Consider the following 17,832-nt stretch of genomic DNA (forward strand, 5'->3'; position numbering starts at 1 on the left):
GCGTCAGATGGATCGAAGGACGGACACAACTTTTCCCATGATGGTGGCGTGGTCGCCCAAGATGGGCTCGTACGCGGTGTTCTGAGGCAGCAACCAGGTATGGCCATCGCGCTGGCGGAAAGTCTTCACCGTTGCTTCTTCATCGAGTAAGGCGGCAACGATGTCGCCGTTGGTGGCGCTGTTCTGCTTGCGTACCACGACCCAGTCGCCATGGCAGATAGCGGCATCCACCATCGAGTCTCCGGTGACTTTGAGCATGAACAGGTCCCCATCACCAGTTAGCAACTTGGGGAGGGCGATGACATCTTCGATATGCTGATCAGCCAACACTGGCCCTCCGGCGGCAATGCGCCCCACCAAGGGAACCATGACGTTGTGAGAGTCGATTTCGCGGCTAAAGGGAAGCTGCAACTCATCGGTGTCAATCTCCTGGGCCGAATCTGACTCATTGCCCAGGAGATTTCCGTCTTCATCGCGAAGAATCTCGATGGCCCGGGGGATACGAGGATCTCGGCGGATGTACCCGTACTCGGTGAGCTTCTTGAGCTGGTACGTCACGGATGAGAGAGACAGCAACTCCGTCCCCTTGCCGATCTCACGCATCGACGGTGGATAGCCAGTCTTCGCGATGGCTCGTCGTAGGTAATTGAGCACTTGTCGCTGCCGCTGCGTCAGCTTCTTAACGCTGTATACCGCGAAGTTCTGCTCGTGACCGTCTGGAGTCGATGAACTCATGGGGCTCTCCGTTCTTATCGTGTCCATGGCCGCTGATGGACTCTGTTTCGCAGTCAAGACGCCGGGACATCCGGTGACCGATTCGCAGGGTCAAGGCGATCCGTACTTCAAGGCTACAGCATTCTTCGAACAAGTTCAAAGATCTGTACGAGAAATATCTTGCATCCGGTCGAAAGGCTGTGCTAGAAAAGATGTACGAACTTAGAACGGTCGATCGAGTCGAAAGAAGTGGGCCGTTCGAAATGAGAGGACAGTGGAATCATGAGCATCGCTACGCAAAACCAGGGAAGCAGCGGCATTTGCCTGACTCGACGCGGTCGATTTGTTCTACGAACACTTCCCCTCATTATTTTGATGGCCCTGATCGTTGCAGCGGCCCTGATCGGGGATCTGTTCGGTTCTTCAGCGAACGCGTCGAACTCCGGTCTGCCCTCGGGTGCAATCGAATACACTGTCGGATACGGCGACACCCTCTGGGGGATCGCGGGACAGGTTGATCTCGATGCACCCCGCGCTGAGATTGTTCAGCGCATCGGTGACCTGAACCAGCTCGCAGGATCGGATATTAATGTCGGCGATACGCTCTTCGTTCCCGCGTCACCGGGGAACTGAAGGTCAACGTCGGATCTAGACTGTGTGCGTGACTCCAAACTCGAACGATTTCAACGCTGATGCTCTAGCGGCTCTACCTTTGCGTGAGAACCTGCGTGGCATGACTCCCTATGGGGCACCACAACTAGATGTGCCGGTAATGCTCAACACGAATGAAAACACGCATCCGGTTCCAACAGACGTGGTCGAATCGATCGGAGCTGAAGCGCTTCAGGCGGCACGTTCGTTGAATCGCTATCCGGACCGGGAATTCACGGAACTCCGTAGACGTTTGGCGGCTTATCTTGGCGAGGGTCTGACTGAGCGGCAGATCTGGGCAGCGAATGGATCTAACGAGATTCTTCAGCAGATTCTGCAGGCTTTTGGTGGACCAGGCAGAAGTGTTCTGAGTTTTCCACCGACTTACTCGATGTATCCCTTGCTCGCCGAAGGCGTGAGCACCAGATACATCGCCGGAATTCGGAATGATGATTACACGCTTACAGCAACATCTGCCTCAGTGCAGGTCGAAGAACACGCGCCTAACATCGTGATCCTGTGCTCTCCCAATAATCCAACCGGAACGGCATTGGGGCTGGACGTGATCGAGGCCGTTTACGAGGCTTCCGACGCATGCCAGTCCATGGTTGTTGTGGATGAGGCCTACGCCGAGTTCGCATTGGAGGGTACGCGTTCCGCACTTACTCTGCTCCCCGGACGTCCCCGATTGATCGTGACGCGTACTATGTCGAAGGCTTTCGCGTTGGCCGGCGCCCGTCTCGGTTACCTCGCGGCGGCGCCAGAAGTGACTGACGCCATTCGGCTCGTGAGACTTCCGTATCACTTGTCTTCTATGTCTCAAGCGACGGCTAACGCCGCGTTGGCCCACGTTGACTCGCTGTTGGCAACGGTTGAGGAAATTAAGGTCCAACGTGATCGAATCGTGGATGGGCTTCGGGAGCTGGGATTGCGTCCTGCAGTTTCCGATTCAAACTTCGTGTTCTTTGGTGGGCTGTCGAACGCCAGCGAAGTCTGGCAAAGGCTACTTGCTTTCGGGGTCTTGGTGCGAGATGTCGGTATTGCCAACCACTTGCGTGTGACTGCAGGCACAGCTGAAGAGACCTCGGCGTTTCTTGACGCGATGAGGCGTATTCTCGAGGACGCTCCGGAGCTTGCACAGTAGACTTATTGGCGTCGGCTGGACAGTCCCAGTCGGCCTTGAACTCAAGGAGCGCCCTCTTCATGGTTGCTGAACTGATTTCCAGCCGTCGTGCGCGCATGCAACGCACAACGTCAGAATCCAACGTATTCGTCGAGTTGGACCTGGATGGAACCGGCACGTCGGACATTTCCACCTCCGTGCCGTTTTTCGATCACATGTTGACCGCCTTGGCGAAACATTCGCAGATGAACCTGGTGGTGAAAGCATCCGGCGATACGCACATTGACGTCCACCACACCGTCGAGGATGTTGCTATCACCTTCGGTGAAGTGCTGAAGGTCGCTTTGGGCGACAAGAAGGGTATCCGTCGGTTCGGTGAAGCCTCAGTGCCATTGGACGAAGCGCTGGCCCGCGCGGTCGTAGATCTTTCTGGGCGCCCTTACCTGGTGCACGAAGGTGAGCCTGATGGGCAGCAGTACCACCTGATCGGCGGTCACTTCACTGGCTCGATGACGCGTCACATCTTCGAGTCGATAACCTTCCACGCTTCCATTTGCTTGCACATGGACGTGGTCCGTGGCCGGGACCCGCACCACATTGTCGAGTCTCAGTTCAAAGCGTTTGCTCGCGCTCTGCGCGTGGCTGCCGAAGACGACCCTCGTGTCACTGATGTGCCGTCGACGAAGGGTGCCCTGTGAGCGGCCTCCCTACCGGACCTTCTGTGGCTGTCCTCGATTACGGCTCTGGCAACGTACGATCGGCTGTACGTGCCTTGGAACGTGCAGGTGCACGCGTCAGCCTCACTGCAGATCCCGACACGGTGATGAACGCTGATGGGCTCGTGGTGCCCGGTGTGGGTGCGTTCGGCGCCGTCATGCATTCGCTCAAGAACGTCGGGGCGCTTCGCTGGATCGGGCGTCGTATTGCCGGTGGTCGCCCCGTGCTGGGAATCTGCGTTGGGCATCAAGTCCTCTTCGAACGCGGTGTCGAACATGGCGTCGAAACCGAGGGCATGGGGGAGTGGCCAGGCGTGGTGGAGGCACTGCCCGCCCCGGTTTTGCCACATATGGGCTGGAACAGTGTCCGACCGGCGGAGGATTCAGTTCTTTTCCGCGGGCTCGAAGACGAGCGTTTTTACTTTGTGCACTCCTACGCCGTCCAGAACTGGACGTTCGATCAGACGATTGCTTCGATGGCTCCGCCGAAGGTCACCTGGTCGCATCATGGTGCCGACTTCGTGGCAGCCGTGGAAAACGGCCCGCTTTCAGCGACCCAGTTCCACCCGGAGAAGTCCGGCGACGCCGGCATGCGGCTGCTACAGAACTGGTTGGGTTCTCTCTAATGCCATGGTGGACTGTTGTGCTCATCGGCATTGGTGGACTTATGCTCGGCGGGGCATGGTCAGCGTATCGACAGGAGCTACCAGCATGGTTCTTCTTCGGGTTAGCCGTCTGCGGGATTCTAGCGATCGTCGCTGGCTTTGCATTGGTTCCAGGCGAAGCCTGATGATTCGGCCGCACTCTGGGCGGCTTCATGACTTTTCGAGAAAACTGATCAGGAGTATTTAGATGAGCGAAACACCTCGTACCCGGCTGGAGCTTTTGCCTGCGGTAGACGTACAGAACGGGCAAGCCGTTCGCCTCGTTCAGGGCGAGGCGGATTCTGCCACCGGTTACGGGGCTCCTCTGGAAGCTGCCCTGTCCTGGCAGAACGCGGGAGCAGAATGGCTGCATTTGGTCGACTTGGACGCCGCTTTCGGTACTGGCGACAACCGCAAGATTGTCCAAGAGGTCGTCCGTGAGCTGGGCATCAAGGTGGAACTGTCGGGGGGTATTCGCGACGATGCTTCGTTGGAAAATGCTCTTGAGCTCGGTGCAACTCGAGTGAATCTGGGAACCGCTGCTTTGGAGAATCCGGAGTGGACCGCGAAGGCGATCGCTCGGTTCGGTGACCAGATCGCGGTCGGTCTCGATGTGCGCGGCGAAACACTCGCAGGTCGAGGCTGGACCACTGAAGGTGGAAACATCTGGGAAGTGCTCCAGCGCCTTGAGGACGCCGGCTGCGCCCGTTACGTGGTCACAGACGTGACTAAGGACGGTACATTGACTGGACCCAACACGGACCTGCTAGCGAAGATCAGCACTTTTACTGACAAGCCTGTGGTCGCATCGGGAGGAATTTCCTCCCTCGAAGACATTCGCGCGCTGACGACGATGGTGCCGCAGGGCGTGGAAGGCGCCATCGTGGGCAAGGCGCTCTATGCGGGTAAGTTCACCCTGCAGGCGGCCCTGGCTATTGCCGAACAGGTACCTGGCGTCGGCGGAGGCGCCGAGCAGTGACATCACGCGAGCTTCCCGGCCACATTCAAGCTGCGATCCAGAAGAACCTGGCGCGCCAGCATCGATCCGAGGATGGTCGTCCCGCGGACTCTGCCGGGCAAGCTTGGGAAGGTCGTGATCTTTCCGGCACGGGAATCGACGGATCGGCCAATCCGCTTCACGCGTTCGACAAGGATGACGGGCTGGCTTCGGCAGCTTGGATTGAGGCGTCCGAACGCTTCATATCCGGCGTAGCGGATGAGGCCGAAGTGGTCGCTGCTTTATCGAATGTTCGGGTGTTCGCCACCGTGGTTCCGACCCTGGCCGAGGAGTCGACTCACGAGGTCGCCGCTGAGGATGGCGTGCATGTCCACGGGGACAAACAAGCAGATGTCGCTTTGGTCACATTGCAAGCTGCTGACGGTCGTCGAGCAATGCCGGTATTCACTTCGGTTCCGGCAATGACCGCTTGGCACACTGAAGCACGCCCAGTTGCGACATGGATGCCACGCGCGTGCCTGTCAGCCGTGGATGAGGGGTCTGACCTGGTCGTCATCGACCCTGGTCAAGAACTCACCTTTGTCGTTCGTCGCCCGGCGGTCTGGTCGCTGGCGCAACAGCGAAAATGGGTGCCGTCCTATCAGGATGAGACTTTGGCCGCCGACCTCCATGACATCGTGTCCCTGGTGCCAGGATTGCAACGTTTGGCTCTGGCTCCTGGTCGGGGCGTTGCCACACGGCTGAAATCGGGGGGCTTGGTTAACGGCGGAGGAAGCGGGCCGGAGCTCAACATCATCGCAACACCTGAAGACGGCACTGATGCGACGGGTCATCGGTTGATGCTTGCGACGCTGCAGCAGTTGCTATCTCAGGTCACGTCGTTGTCAGAACGGGCAGACTCCGTGGAGATCTCACTCGGGTAATACCCGCGTCACCAAGTGAAGCCGGAGACTCACGACTCCGAGAGAAGCTGATCCTGAACACGAGAGAAGACCGTATCGATGATCTGTGCTTCTTCGTCGCTAATCTTTGCCGTGAAGAACGTTTCGATGTCACGGACGTGCAGAATGGCGGCCTTGCGGAAAGTGCGCCGTCCTTCTTTGGTGAGTGAGGCGATCCATGATCGAGCGTCGGTATCACTGCGCTCACGGCGGACGAGGCCGCGGTTCTCCAGGATTTTCACCTGATAGGTCAACCGCGACGGAGAAAACACCATTGCTTCGGCGAGTTCTCCCATGCGCATGCACCCTGTCTCCGACTCGGTGAGCAACAACATGAGGTTGTAATCGCCCAGATGGAGATCGAGTTCAGATTTGAGAGTTGACTCAAGGCGTGTCATCAACCGAGCTGTAGTGACCCAGTAGGTGCGCCACGCCCCTTCTACGGAGCGCACCTGACTGGGTCGTGACGCCGATTTATCGTCCGGCGAGTAGCTGTTCAAATGGTGTCACCTCAAAGGGAGTCTGCGCATCGGTTGGTTGCTTTTTCGGACGCCGTTGAGCTGGCGACGACGTCAGCATTTCGCCGAATTGTCGCCCGGCCTCGGTAATCCGCTTGCTCAACACTATCTCACCATCGTCGAACTGCCCGGTGTTGAGACCCCAATCGTCAGTGGCCGCGAAAACGGCCAAGGGGGCGATTTGTGCCTTGAGGTAGGTGAACAGCGGACGCATCGCGAAGTCGATCATCAGCGAGTGCCGCGCTGTTCCACCGGTGGCGCCCAAGAGCACGGGCATCGCCTGCATGGCGTCATCATCGAGCAAGTCGATAAACGCCTTGAAAAGGCCAGCGTAGGATCCCTTATAGGTGGGGGTCACCGCAATCAGCGCATCGGCCGTCTCAACCTGACGCAGTGCCCGGTCGAGCTTTTCCGAACGGGACGTTGAAACATGTCCCTCGGCAATGTCGAGCGCCAGTTCGCGCAGTTCGATGCGCCGGATGTTCACCTGTGTGCCGTTGCCCGACAGGGACTCTTCAGTGGCGGACTGGAGGCGGTCAGCGAGCATGCCGGTGGACGAGGGGTTGCCCGATCCCGCGGAGATCACCGCGATGTTCATTGTCATTCTCCTTCGTTCTACTCTGCTGCTTCGCGCTGTGCGCGTTCAACGCCGGCCGGCGAGTCGGGACGACCGCCGGGGACGGGATCTTCGCCGCGCGCGTGGCGCTGGCGCAGGAATTCGTGAGTGGGCGCCTCGGGCACGTCGTCCGGCTTCAACGCCGCGAACTCCTTACGCAACACCGGCAGTACCTCTTCGCCGAAGATGTCGATCTGTTCCAGGACCGTCTTCAACGGCAAGCCTGCGTGGTCAATGAGGAACATTTGACGCTGGTAATCGCCGACCCAATCGCGGAAGCTCAGAGTGCGCTCGATCACCTGCTGAGGGGAGCCCACGGTCAGCGGCGTCATCTCGGAGAACTTCTCTAGGGACGGGCCATGGCCGTAGACGGGTGCGTTGTCGAAGTAGGGGCGGAATTCGTTGACGGCGTCCTGGGAGTTTTTGCGCATGAACGCCTGTCCGCCCAACGCAACGTAGGCCTGGTGTGGCTGTCCATGCCCGTAGTAGGCGTAGCGCTGGCGGTAAAGCTCCACCATCTGGATAACGTGTTCCTTGTTCCAGAAAATGTTGTTGTGGAAGAAACCGTCACCGTAGTACGCCGCCTGCTCTGCAATTTCGGGTGACCGGATGGAACCGTGCCACACGAATGGCGCAACGTCGTCCAGCGGGCGTGGGGTCGCGGTGAACTGCTGCAGCGGTGTGCGGAATCGGCCCTGCCAATCGACTTCCTTCTCACGCCATAGCTGGTGCAACAGCGCGTAGTTCTCGACTGCCAACTGAATTCCCTGGCGGATGTCACGGCCAAACCACGGGTAGACCGGACCGGTGTTTCCGCGGCCCATCGTTAGGTCAATGCGACCGTCCGCCAAGTGCTGCAGGTAGGCGTAGTCCTCGGCCAAGCGCACCGGATCCATCGTGGTGATCAGAGTGGTAGCCGTAGAGAGTTGAAGAGAAGAGGTTTGGGCGGCCAAATAGGCCAGCAACGTCGGAGGGTTGCCCGGGGCAGCGAAAGGAGGATTGTGGTGCTGGCCCGTGGCGAAGACGTCGAATCCGGCGGCTTCTGCGTGCCGAGCAATAGCCACGGTGTCCTTAATGCGCTGATTCTCCGTGGGGACGCTACCGTTCGTCGGATCTGCGGTGACGTCGCCGATGGTAAACACGCCGAACTGCATGACTTCTCCTTATTTCAAATCTGAACTGTCATGGGATGCAACTGCGTTCACGCCGCGATTATTCCATGGTCAGTGTGGCGCCGAAATCCATCTAAGATGGAACGCAGCAACGCCATGTCAGGCTCGCATGGCCGTCGTCATCATCGACGGCTACAGCACGTTTCGTTCCGGTAGGTCCATGACCTGGATTTGTTCGGTCGTATTTGAGGTCACCATGGATTTTCACTCCTACTATTCGCTTGCTTCGGAATCAGCACATCCGGCGACTCTTGTTGGTCGGCTTGATCGCGAGACTTCCACATTCGGCGCTTGGCGTGGTCTTGACGCTTCACATCGCGGTCACCATGGGGTTGGGGTACGGGCTCGCAGGTCTCGCTGCGGCCTCATTGACGCTGGGTATCGCGGTAGGCGCGCCGTGGCGAGGCAGACAGGTGGATCGCGTAGGTCTGCGCCGAGCGCTGATTCCCTCGGTGGTCGCTGAAGCCGTCGTCTGGGCTATTGCGCCGTGGTTGCCTTACCCGGCTCTGCTGGCGGCGGTGTTCATCGGCGGCGTGTTCTCACTACCGATCTTCTCCATCGTGCGTCAGTCGTTGGGCGTGATGACGCGAGGTCAGGATCGACAGACCGCCTTCGCTCTTGACTCGATCTTCACCGAAATGGTCTTCATGGCCGGCCCGGCCATGGGAGCGCTGACGGCCACACTATGGTCTTCGGCGTGGGGTCTCGTCATCATTGGTGTCTCCGGGTCAGTAACCGGGGCGTATTTGATGTGGTTCAATCCACCGACGCGCTCGTCTCAGCGATATGTGCCGTCTCGTCCCGGTGATTTCACCGAAGCCGAGGAACATGAACGTGCAGTGGCCGACGCTGTGCACTCTGCACCAGCACACGTGGACCTGACTGCAACGGAGCTACCCGCGACGACGGGGTCCATCCCGATCATCAGCGCGCTCACAACACAGGCCGACGCCGAGGAAGTCACTGTTACTGCCCGTGTGCGCCGTCAGTTCTCTTGGGTTAGCGGATCCGCGCTCGCGGTCTTGCTGGTTTCATTCGCAGCGGGTCTACTGATGGTTGCTACAGAAGTGTCGATGGTGGCGCAGCTGGAGTCCGTGGGACAAGCTTCTAAAGTCGGCATCGTGTTCGCGTTTTGGTGTGGTGCGTCCGCAGTCGGCGGGATTTTCTACGGTGCGCTGCGCAAGAACATTTCACCGATGCTCATGATGGCTCTCTTCGCCGTCTTCACTTTCCCCATGGCGTTTGCAGAAGACGTCTGGGTAATGGCGATCATTTCGCTCGGGTCAGGCTTCTTCACGGCTCCGACGCTGGCATCGGCTTCATCCATGCTGTCGCATTTGGTTTCCGAAGAGCGCCGGGGAGAAGCCATGGGCTTTTACGGATCTGCGATGACCGCCGGCGCGGCGCTCGGCTCGCCGATGGCTGGTATTTTCATCGATGTGGTGAGCCCTCACGCGGGCTTCATTTTCGCATCAGCTGTCTCATTGGCGTTTGCCGCTCTTGCCTGGGTCTTTCGGATGCTGCGTCGACGTCGGCATCGCTGGTTAAAGTGACTCAGGAAATCCAATTTCGTATTATGGACGGTACGTGCCGGTCAAAGTTAGTCCGACGTTGGAACTAAGGGCAAGGGGACCAGATGCAATTAGGATCAAATTCTAGTCGCCGCTCCCTTCGTCGTCCGTGGGGTACTTGACGGAACCAATGAGCCCCTCAACCGAGATTGCGCTTGGATCTGGCGCGTCTTTTCCTTCGGCAAACTTATATCGTTCTGCAGATTTATAGGCCAGCCGGACAGCCTGTACAACGAGCACACGTCTGAGTCCGGCAGATACTTGCCCTCTTTCGAATGCTACGGATGCAAGCCTTGAGATAGTCTCCGCGCGTCTCGCAATGCGAACGTCGGGATGTCCCCTCTCCTCTTTGGTGGCCTCCGAGATTAGCTTGAATCGATAAGACTCGGGCAGGTCTATCGGGGTCGAAGCGGGAGGGATTTTTTCATTTAAAATCGCGCCAAATTTACTATTTGAAATCGCTCTTAAGTAAGCTGAGTATTCGTACGCGTCCAGCTGGCGCGTGGCATCCGAAAAAGAGGTAGCGTCCACGTTCTTGCTGGGAGTGTACTCAAGGTGCCACAGGGGCCAAACCTCCATTTCGGCGACCTCGAAGACATCTAGTATTCGCATTGCGACAGCATCGGTTCTCTGGTTTGTTAGGTGACGATTTAGCCGTGTTGCTAGACTTTCCTTTGTCTGTCCCACGTAAATAGGCTCACCGTCATAGTCGTAGAATGCGTATACTCCCCATTTTGCGGAAGTTATCTTGCGACCCTCATTATCCTTTTGACTCTTTGCTTTGTCGAATAAAGATCTGAATTCTTGAACTATGGCAGCCGGAAGTTCTTTGGACTTTGGCTTGCTCTTCACTTCGTCAACACGTGCACGTCCGCTACTAGCCATTGAGCGCCTCGTCAACGGGGGCACCTAACGTAACCAAATCGCCCTTGACCAGTGGCATTAAGTAGTTTTCTGCGAGCCATGCTACGGCGGGGACAGCAACAGCATCACCGAACCCGAATAGCGCCTGGTTCGTGCGAGCGCTATCTAAGTTGTAGTCTCCTGCACCCATGAGGCGAGCATATTCCAAAGGGGTCATCCAACGGACTTGTAGCCTCTTGTTTCCAAGTCGAACGACCGCTTGCTTCGACGAACCACCTCGAGCCGTACGTAGGCAGCCGGAAACATCATCAGGGCGGACCTCCCAGACGGCAGTGCCCTTGCGGGTCCTTCTATAGGCCGTACGATACTTCACTCCGGACGTGCGCCTGAGGCGCATCACGCGGTCTCGTTGTGTGGGGGACAGCGACCCGATGAAGGCGGTTGTGCGTGATTCGTCCCACCATCGCTCATCACTGAGGGGCATGTCTTCAATGAGTTCTCCCAGTCCTTCCGTCTTGGGCTTGGGGGGTGTGGGGAGCGCAGCTCTGTGAGTTCGGAGGCTCTTGTCGCCATATACCCATTGCAGCCAGTCTGGTCGGAGTTCTGAATTGGGATCCGGATTATCTGTTGGAGGATTCTGTGCGCCAACAAGAAACAGTCTTGGTCGAGACTGGGGTAGGAATCGTCGCGCGTCTAGTGCGAGCACATCAATGGAGTATCCAAGTTGATTGAAGGCGCGGATTGCGGCAGTAAGGTCATCACCACCGTGTGATGATGCAAGTCCTGTCACGTTTTCGAGCACAACAACGTCTGGACGATTCTTACCGAGATCTGTGAGCAGTTGTATAAAGTGCCAGAAGGTTCCGGATTGTGCTCCCGCGAATCCGGCACGTGCGCCAGCTAGTGAAAGATCGGTACATGGTGACGACGCCCAGGCTAAGGACGCATCTTTGGGGAGTTCGGAAACTTTCGTTCTCGCTATATCACCAAGAGAGAATGTGTGCTCGGGGTCTTCGGCGAACTGCGCCTCATACATTGCTTTCTTGTCGGCTTCAAAATCATTGGCCCACGCTACCCGGAACCCGGCACTCTCAAGACCCATGCGGGCGAGGCCGATTCCAGCAAAGAACTCGAGGACCCTTGGCCGCGCAACGTTGATTGATGTCACTTCTCCCATGGGGTCTACCGTATCAAGTGGAAATGTCGCGTTCTTGTCTTGACTCGCTGCTGATGTGCTAGAAGATCTTGCGTGGACGTCAACCTTTTTGAAAGTCATGAACAGTTCCAGGGCAGTATCGCCTCTGCTTAGTTTCAGACTGTCGGAGGTCCCTTGAACGCAGCCGTGGAAATGCGTAGATGGTTGTGAATCACCTGGGTGATTGCCAAAGAACGAGGGGCAACCTCCGCCCAGTTGTATTTGCTTGGTTCTAGGAAGCGGGTAGATCCAGTTCTTGAACCTGGCTATCGGATGCGTAAATCAAGCTCCGACAGGAAGCTCAATTCAACATAGATCCTGCGTCCCCACTATTAGAGGGGCTCTCTTGGGCTCTCCTCTAATCGGGAACGCCCGACCGTGAATAACATCGTTGAACTCGATAAGCTGGTAATGCCTGACTGACAAACGATTGACCGGTAGAGGGCACGCGTCGGCGCCAAACAACCGCAGTGTCCTTGCAGTAAACACGGTGCTAGTATTCGCTGAAACCGGGAATATACGAGTCAAGATCTTGTGAAACGCTGAAGGAGTCTCATGGAAAGCGCTAGCCACGATGCGCCATTTACGTTCAGCTGGCTCGCGCTCAAGTTGTTAGGGAGGGGCCTCTACTCAAATCCATGGAGCGCACTCTCAGAGCTCGTGGCTAACGGCCTCGACGCAGGGGCGCAGAACGTATACGTCTATGTCGACGCCAGAGACAAGTCAAAGGCAACCATAGAGGTCGTAGACGACGGAACCGGGATGAGTCGTGCTGACATACTGAACTATGTCAAGGTCGGGTTCAACAAGCGTGAACATGCCATGGCGACGGGCGCTTCTAATGCAGGTGAGGTGAAGGGCCGAAAAGGAATAGGGAAGCTTGCAGCACTGTTTCTGTCGCGTCATTTCTACCTGCAAACAAAGCACAAAGATGATGGAAGTAACTGGGAACTGGATGCGCGCGATGGCAAAGTCAGCGATGAGGAGAATCCCAGTCTCAAGGCCACAGACGATGTGCCATGGACAGCCAACGAAGAGTTGTGGAATCAGACGGCAACGGGCACTCGCCTTGTCATGCTCGACGTCGATCTTACTGGATACGGTCCTCAATCTATCAATGCTCTGGGGTCACGACTGGCTAATCAATTCTTGTTACCGGACAATGCGTCTCCGAGAATCCTGTTGTCAGTGAGATCTTCTGAGACCGAAACCAACTACAATTATTCGCCGGTGAAAAAGAACGTAGCTTTCGGTAACTTGGCGGAGATTGCTCAATATTTCACATCCAACGACGTGCAGCCAGATGAGTTAGTTGGAGATCCCACCGTGTTGAATGTACCTGCGAAAGAACTCCCCGGTGGTAACTACGAGCATATTCAATCACGTACCACGTTCCCGTTGGATCCTCCAGAAGATGAGTCCTGGGAAGAGATCGCCAAATTCGTGGACCGGTCTAACCAGACCTACCAGGGCGTCAAATACAGTCTGACTGGATGGATCGGCGTGCATGCCACTATCGACAACAAGGGCGCGAAGGCGAATGACAATCGTTTCATTAAGAACAAGTACTACAACCCTGCACAGTTGAGGGTTTATGTGCGAGGAAAACTCGCAAGCGACCGCTTGCTTTCTCAATTAGGAATTACTGGAACGTACGCGAACTACATTGAGGGAGAGATTTCCTTCGATCTACTCGATGATGATTCCTTGCCAGATATAGCTACATCCAACCGGCAGGATTTTGACGAAACAGACGGTCGCGTTACGTTGCTTCGGGCCTTGGTTCGGCCTATCGTGGGGAACCTGATTCAGCGTCGCACTGCGCTAGCTAAGCAAATTTCAGCTGCAGGTAAAGCTGAAAAAGAACGCCGGGATACTTCCGCGAAACATCAATTCTCGGATCAATTAAGGCGCGATCTGGATCATCACTCCGATATCTCGAAAGGTATCCGTGATGAACTGCACATGACCATCACCGGTAAGGTTCAAGGCAACGTACCGGTCAAGCAAAACTTTCGAGTATTCATTTCCCACGCGCGAGCAGACAAGGCGTTCGCGAGGTTCATCGACGATCTTCTTCGATCACGGGGTGTGAGAGCCGAGGAGGTATTTTTTACATCTCGGGCCGGAGCAGTCGACCTAGCCCTTGATGAACGTGCGTTGAGCACCGTGATTAAGGAGAACATCACAGACGCGAACACCCTGATCTTTTACATGACCAGCCGGCACTTCCTTGATAGCCAGTTCTGCTTGTTCGAAGGCGGCGCGGGGTGGGCGACGCGCGCTGTGAGTGAATACCTCAAGCTCAACATGGACTTCAATTCGATTCCGAAGTTCTTGACAGACGGAAGGTCGGAACAGTCCGTAATCGGCCCTGACGACAACATCGAGCTGAGGCCTGAACTGCATAACTACCTAGTGAAGGGGGTCTTGAACCCGATGATCGAGCATTTGAATCGTGGGCGAGAGATCGCAGGTGGGGTGCTAATTGAACCGTTCGAATTGCGGACTGCGCCTTCAGCCGTGGAGATGAGTCGCGAAGGCAAGACGGCAAAAGACTACTTCGATCAGTCTATTGTGGAGCACTGGGATGTGCTAATTAGTACTGAAATCAAAACGTACTTAACCGAATACCTGAAACAGTAGGCTAAAATGAGGCGGCCAATGCCTGCTCGATTTTCAGGCCCGGATTTTTCGCCACGGACAGTGGTTGAGAATGGGTGTCGACTATTCGTGAGATCTTGTGCTTCTGGAATCGCCGACTAGAGTTTTCCAATCGCAGGATTAAGGATTCGTGAGCTGCTGTGTGCGCAAAGTGGGATCGTCGCAGACCCCTCTCCCGAGGAATTCCGCGAGTGGGCTAGATTGAACGACCATGCACTCGGTGATGAGTTAGGCAATATGTTTTTATTCTAGCCGCGGCACTCAATAGCAATGAAAACTATAGATGTGAATTTTATTGTTGCACGATATGCGTATGTTCCGTTTACCTGCGAGGCGTACGCAGGTAAACGAGTTGGGCCGCTGACAACAGGGTGTCCAAGCGAAGTTCTCCTTTGCGGATTTTCCTCGTCGAGAAGACCTCGGCCAGACTGGATTGGCTCGCTCTTTTACGGGAGGGCAAGCTGGCGCGACATAAAGTTGGATGGTGGGTGCGTTTGAGCCTTTGCAATATTGAGATCGGGTATCATTCCAACATGGGTCAAAATGTTCTACTTTCGCATGCGGAAGCTTATAGCTGGGTTGACGATAGTGGTGTAAAGGGAAAACCGCATTTGTTACTTGGGAACGGTTTTAGCGTCGCGTATGACAGGGAGCGTTTCTCATATAGTGCTCTTGTCGACCATGCTCGGGGTGCGGGGCGATTTAGTGTATTGGCTGATAGGTTCTTCCAAGCGCTGGCGACCTGTGATTTTGAAGTCGTGATTCAGCAGATGTCCACAGCGGCAATGGCCTTAGAAGTTTTGGACGCAGAGGGGCATGGGCGTGAAATCGAAGACCTGAGATGTGAAGCAGAGTCGCTTAAGGAACTACTGGCGTTATCGCTTGCATCGTTGCATCCAGAGCGACCTGCTCAAATAGAAGACGACTCGTATTTTCGCGTGAAGCGCTTTATTGAGGGCCACGCGAAAATTTATACGTCGAACTATGATTTACTTCTGTATTGGACACTCATGCAGAATGATGATGAATCAAGTTTCAAGGTAAGTGACGACGGTTTTCGGAGTCACGCTGATTCCGCAGAATACGTGGTTTGGAACCATCTGGATCCACATGCCCAGAACATCTTTTACTTGCATGGTGCCTTGCATCTGTATCGAGATGTCGACAGTGCCGAACTGCACAAGCTAACTTGGGTACGCACTGATGTCCCGTTGATTGACCAAATACGGGCTCAGCTTCACAATAATCATTTTCCGCTAATCGTGGCAGAAGGGACAAGTTCAGAGAAGCTCGCGAAAATTCAGATGAGCGACTACCTATCGAAAGGGTTAAGGTCGTTGGCGAACATCGGTGGGGGGCTTCTTGTGTTTGGCTTATCGTTCGGTGCGAATGACGATCACATCTCTCAGGCCTTGATCAAGTCCAAAGTGTCGCGTATCGCCGTTTCCTTGTTTGGGGATCCGGAGGGGGAGGCGAACCGAAAGACAATTGATGCCGTGAATCGAATTGTGAGAGACCGCAAGGCTCAAAGAGCGAATAGGCCGTTGGAAGTGAAATTCTTTGATGCTTCTTCCGTTTCATTGTGGTGACTTGGAGTTTATTGTCGGTAGTGTGCGGCGCCACTCAACGGCTAGTGAGTTGGTTCATGCCGGACGGTATAACGGTTCAGACAGAATCCTCGGCACGAACCAGTCTTGAGCGCTGAATTGGTTGCCGTACCATCACACAGGATGCGCGGCGGCCGGTGGGATGCCGTAGTCTAGGAAGGCCATGGCTGACATTGACTTTTCACAAGAGATCTCCGAACTCCGCTCAACACTGTCCTCGATTGAGGATGTCTCCGATGTGGAGGGAATTCGTGCTGAGATCGCCGAGCTGTCCGAACAAGCGGGAGCCCCCAATCTCTGGGACGACCCCGATGCGGCGCAGAAAGTCACCTCGAAGTTGTCCCACCGGCAGTCTGATCTCGAGCGGATCACCCGCCTTGAATCGCGCATTGACGACCTCGAGGTCATGATCGACTTGGCAGCCGAAGAGAACGAGCCGTCGCTCTTGGACGACGCAAAGACCGAGCTGGAATCGATTAAGAAGTCGCTGTCCGAACTCGAGGTCGTGACGTTGCTCAGCGGTGAGTATGACCCGCGTGATGCAGTGATTACTATTCGTGCCGGTGCTGGTGGTGTCGATGCCGCGGACTTCGCGGAGATGCTGATGCGCATGTACCTGCGCTGGGCCGAGCAGCGTGGCTGGTCCACGAAGGTCATGGATACCTCCTACGCCGAAGAGGCTGGACTGAAGTCGGCCACCTTCGAGGTCAATGCTCCTTTCGCCTTCGGCACTCTCTCTGTTGAGGCTGGTACTCACCGTCTGGTGCGCATCTCGCCTTTCGATAACCAGGGGCGCCGTCAGACCTCGTTCGCAGCGGTCGAAGTCGTGCCGCTCATCGAATCAGACGACTCGGTTGAGATTCCCGAATCTGAGCTCAAGGTTGACGTCTTCCGGTCTTCGGGCCCCGGCGGTCAGTCCGTGAACACCACCGACTCGGCCGTGCGCATGACGCACATTCCTACCGGAATCGTCGTGTCGATGCAGAACGAAAAATCCCAGATCCAGAACCGTGCCGCTGCGTTGCGTGTGATGCAGTCGCGACTCCTCCTGCTGCGTAAACAAGAAGAAGACGCCAAGAAGAAGGAAATGGCTGGCGACGTGAAGGCATCGTGGGGCGACCAGATGCGCTCCTACGTGCTGAACCCCTACCAGATGGTCAAGGATCTGCGTACGAACCATGAAGAGGGTAACCCCTCATCAGTTTTCGACGGTGCGATCGACGGCTTCATCGACGCAGGCATTCGCTGGCGTGCTGAAGGCCGCGGCAACGAAGAGGACTGATCCAGTGTGACTCCGGTGGTTTCACGAACAGCCGGAGAATGACACACTGGCCTCATGACTGAGAACCGTATCGTTTCTGCCGAGAAAAACATCCGAGCTGCGGCGTCGGACATTTTCAAGATTCTCGCGGACCCCGCCCAGCACTCTCGTATCGACGGCAATGGCAACGTAGACCATGCCGACCAGGGACAGCGGATCACCGCCAGCGGGCAGGTCTTCACTGCGCGACTCACGAACGGTGATGCCCGCGAGAACCTGGTCACCGAGTTTGATGAGGGCCGGGTGCTCGCGTGGAAGCCGGCGGTACCTGGCTCGGAGCCACGTGGACATTTCTTTCGCTGGGAGCTGGAGCGCGTCGACGACGACACGACCCTCGTGCGGCATACCTACGACTGGACCCAGCTGACCGATGAAACCCGTTTTGAAAGGGCGCGTTCATACACTTCCGCGGCCCTGGCCACGTCCATTGACGGGCTTGCAGCACTGGCGGAGGACGACGGGGCCGGATCCGAAGAAGGCTGAGCACCGTCGATACGACTTATACAGAAGTGTGTCAGGACATTATACTGAGACTCGTCGTCCAATGTAATTCTGAT

At 56.2% G+C, this 17,832-nt stretch carries 17 protein-coding genes; 11 read left to right on the forward strand and 6 right to left on the reverse strand.

Annotated elements, in window-relative coordinates; all coding sequences use genetic code 11:
- Positions 1 to 3: 3 nt before the first annotated feature.
- Complete coding sequence (lexA, locus tag P8192_RS05855) at positions 4 to 762, reverse strand: transcriptional repressor LexA (protein WP_431521164.1); 759 nt, start codon at positions 760 to 762, stop codon at positions 4 to 6.
- A 234-nt stretch (positions 763 to 996) separates the two neighbouring features.
- On the opposite strand from lexA, the gene P8192_RS05860 reads away from it, so the two are divergent.
- The 6 genes from P8192_RS05860 (at position 997) to P8192_RS05885 (ending at position 5,729) form a co-directional block, all read left to right on the forward strand.
- Entirely contained in the window at positions 997 to 1,347 is a 351-nt protein-coding gene (locus P8192_RS05860) for a LysM peptidoglycan-binding domain-containing protein (protein ID WP_278159283.1), read from the forward strand.
- Positions 1,348 to 1,375: 28 nt separating this feature from the next.
- On the forward strand, positions 1,376 to 2,509 hold the full coding sequence (locus P8192_RS05865) for a histidinol-phosphate transaminase (protein ID WP_278159285.1): 1,134 nt from the start codon (positions 1,376 to 1,378) through the stop codon (positions 2,507 to 2,509).
- 59 nt (positions 2,510 to 2,568) lie between these two features.
- Positions 2,569 to 3,186 carry an imidazoleglycerol-phosphate dehydratase HisB gene (gene hisB / locus P8192_RS05870; protein ID WP_278159287.1) on the forward strand — a complete coding sequence of 206 codons (618 nt, stop codon included), beginning with the start codon at positions 2,569 to 2,571 and terminating at the stop codon, positions 3,184 to 3,186.
- The gene (gene hisH, locus P8192_RS05875; RefSeq protein ID WP_278159288.1) at positions 3,183 to 3,830 is read left to right on the forward strand and encodes an imidazole glycerol phosphate synthase subunit HisH; all 648 of its coding nucleotides are present in this window, start codon (positions 3,183 to 3,185) and stop codon (positions 3,828 to 3,830) included. The genes hisB and hisH overlap by 4 nt, the downstream gene beginning before the upstream one ends.
- A gap of 226 nt (positions 3,831 to 4,056) precedes the next feature.
- Positions 4,057 to 4,827 (forward strand): bifunctional 1-(5-phosphoribosyl)-5-((5-phosphoribosylamino)methylideneamino)imidazole-4-carboxamide isomerase/phosphoribosylanthranilate isomerase PriA, encoded by a 771-nt coding sequence (priA, locus tag P8192_RS05880; protein WP_278159290.1) that lies wholly within the window; start codon positions 4,057 to 4,059, stop codon positions 4,825 to 4,827.
- Positions 4,824 to 5,729: an SseB family protein gene (locus P8192_RS05885; protein ID WP_278159292.1), complete on the forward strand. Its 906-nt coding sequence runs from the start codon at positions 4,824 to 4,826 to the stop codon at positions 5,727 to 5,729. The genes priA and P8192_RS05885 overlap by 4 nt, the downstream gene beginning before the upstream one ends.
- A gap of 29 nt (positions 5,730 to 5,758) precedes the next feature.
- On the opposite strand, the gene P8192_RS05890 is transcribed toward P8192_RS05885, so the two are convergent.
- The 3 genes from P8192_RS05890 to P8192_RS05900 all read right to left on the reverse strand — a co-directional run bounded on the left by P8192_RS05890 (position 5,759) and on the right by P8192_RS05900 (position 8,035).
- On the reverse strand, positions 5,759 to 6,145 hold the full coding sequence (locus tag P8192_RS05890; RefSeq protein ID WP_278159294.1) for a MarR family winged helix-turn-helix transcriptional regulator: 387 nt from the start codon (positions 6,143 to 6,145) through the stop codon (positions 5,759 to 5,761).
- Between the two features lie 76 nt (positions 6,146 to 6,221).
- On the reverse strand, positions 6,222 to 6,869 hold the full coding sequence (locus P8192_RS05895; protein ID WP_278159296.1) for a CE1759 family FMN reductase: 648 nt from the start codon (positions 6,867 to 6,869) through the stop codon (positions 6,222 to 6,224).
- An 11-nt stretch (positions 6,870 to 6,880) separates the two neighbouring features.
- Positions 6,881 to 8,035: an LLM class flavin-dependent oxidoreductase gene (locus P8192_RS05900; protein WP_278159298.1), complete on the reverse strand. Its 1,155-nt coding sequence runs from the start codon at positions 8,033 to 8,035 to the stop codon at positions 6,881 to 6,883.
- A 314-nt stretch (positions 8,036 to 8,349) separates the two neighbouring features.
- Here P8192_RS05900 and P8192_RS05905 point away from each other — a divergent pair, with 314 nt between their 5' ends.
- The gene (locus P8192_RS05905; RefSeq protein WP_431521149.1) at positions 8,350 to 9,606 is read left to right on the forward strand and encodes an MFS transporter; all 1,257 of its coding nucleotides are present in this window, start codon (positions 8,350 to 8,352) and stop codon (positions 9,604 to 9,606) included.
- 102 nt (positions 9,607 to 9,708) lie between these two features.
- Here P8192_RS05905 and P8192_RS05910 read toward each other — a convergent pair whose 3' ends face one another.
- Positions 9,709 to 10,509 carry a GIY-YIG nuclease family protein gene (locus tag P8192_RS05910; RefSeq protein ID WP_278159300.1) on the reverse strand — a complete coding sequence of 267 codons (801 nt, stop codon included), beginning with the start codon at positions 10,507 to 10,509 and terminating at the stop codon, positions 9,709 to 9,711.
- The gene (locus tag P8192_RS05915) at positions 10,502 to 11,764 is read right to left on the reverse strand and encodes a DNA cytosine methyltransferase (RefSeq protein WP_278159302.1); all 1,263 of its coding nucleotides are present in this window, start codon (positions 11,762 to 11,764) and stop codon (positions 10,502 to 10,504) included. Before P8192_RS05915 ends, P8192_RS05910 begins: the two co-directional genes overlap by 8 nt.
- A gap of 474 nt (positions 11,765 to 12,238) precedes the next feature.
- On the opposite strand from P8192_RS05915, the gene P8192_RS05920 reads away from it, so the two are divergent.
- From P8192_RS05920 to P8192_RS05935, 4 genes are all read left to right on the forward strand, one after another.
- A complete protein-coding gene (locus tag P8192_RS05920; RefSeq protein ID WP_278159304.1) occupies positions 12,239 to 14,329 on the forward strand; it encodes an ATP-binding protein in 2,091 nt (696 codons plus the stop codon).
- Positions 14,330 to 14,880: 551 nt separating this feature from the next.
- Entirely contained in the window at positions 14,881 to 15,936 is a 1,056-nt protein-coding gene (locus P8192_RS05925) for a DUF4917 family protein (protein WP_278159306.1), read from the forward strand.
- A gap of 181 nt (positions 15,937 to 16,117) precedes the next feature.
- The gene (gene prfB / locus P8192_RS05930) at positions 16,118 to 17,236 is read left to right on the forward strand and encodes a peptide chain release factor 2 (RefSeq protein WP_278159308.1); all 1,119 of its coding nucleotides are present in this window, start codon (positions 16,118 to 16,120) and stop codon (positions 17,234 to 17,236) included.
- Positions 17,237 to 17,290: 54 nt separating this feature from the next.
- Positions 17,291 to 17,758, forward strand: a complete 468-nt coding sequence (locus tag P8192_RS05935; RefSeq protein ID WP_278159310.1) for a polyketide cyclase — start codon at positions 17,291 to 17,293, stop codon at positions 17,756 to 17,758.
- The last annotated feature ends 74 nt before the right edge of the window (positions 17,759 to 17,832 follow it).

Source organism: Citricoccus muralis, from assembly GCF_029637705.1.
In the GTDB taxonomy this organism is placed as follows: domain Bacteria; phylum Actinomycetota; class Actinomycetes; order Actinomycetales; family Micrococcaceae; genus CmP2.

Excerpts from the sequence above, each read along its gene's own strand:
- P8192_RS05935 (WP_278159310.1), top strand. The coding sequence starts at position 17,291 with ATGACTGAGAACCGTATCGTTTCTGCCGAGAAAAACATCCGAGCTGCG.
- P8192_RS05900 (WP_278159298.1), bottom strand. The coding sequence starts at position 8,035 with ATGCAGTTCGGCGTGTTTACCATCGGCGACGTCACCGCAGATCCGACG.
- priA (WP_278159290.1), top strand. The coding sequence starts at position 4,057 with ATGAGCGAAACACCTCGTACCCGGCTGGAGCTTTTGCCTGCGGTAGAC.
- P8192_RS05910 (WP_278159300.1), bottom strand. The coding sequence starts at position 10,509 with ATGGCTAGTAGCGGACGTGCACGTGTTGACGAAGTGAAGAGCAAGCCA.
- P8192_RS05915 (WP_278159302.1), bottom strand. The coding sequence starts at position 11,764 with ATGACTTTCAAAAAGGTTGACGTCCACGCAAGATCTTCTAGCACATCA.
- lexA (WP_431521164.1), bottom strand. The coding sequence starts at position 762 with ATGGACACGATAAGAACGGAGAGCCCCATGAGTTCATCGACTCCAGAC.
- prfB (WP_278159308.1), top strand. The coding sequence starts at position 16,118 with ATGGCTGACATTGACTTTTCACAAGAGATCTCCGAACTCCGCTCAACA.
- P8192_RS05895 (WP_278159296.1), bottom strand. The coding sequence starts at position 6,869 with ATGACAATGAACATCGCGGTGATCTCCGCGGGATCGGGCAACCCCTCG.
- P8192_RS05860 (WP_278159283.1), top strand. The coding sequence starts at position 997 with ATGAGCATCGCTACGCAAAACCAGGGAAGCAGCGGCATTTGCCTGACT.
- P8192_RS05920 (WP_278159304.1), top strand. The coding sequence starts at position 12,239 with ATGGAAAGCGCTAGCCACGATGCGCCATTTACGTTCAGCTGGCTCGCG.
- P8192_RS05925 (WP_278159306.1), top strand. The coding sequence starts at position 14,881 with ATGGGTCAAAATGTTCTACTTTCGCATGCGGAAGCTTATAGCTGGGTT.
- hisB (WP_278159287.1), top strand. The coding sequence starts at position 2,569 with ATGGTTGCTGAACTGATTTCCAGCCGTCGTGCGCGCATGCAACGCACA.
- P8192_RS05890 (WP_278159294.1), bottom strand. The coding sequence starts at position 6,145 with ATGACACGCCTTGAGTCAACTCTCAAATCTGAACTCGATCTCCATCTG.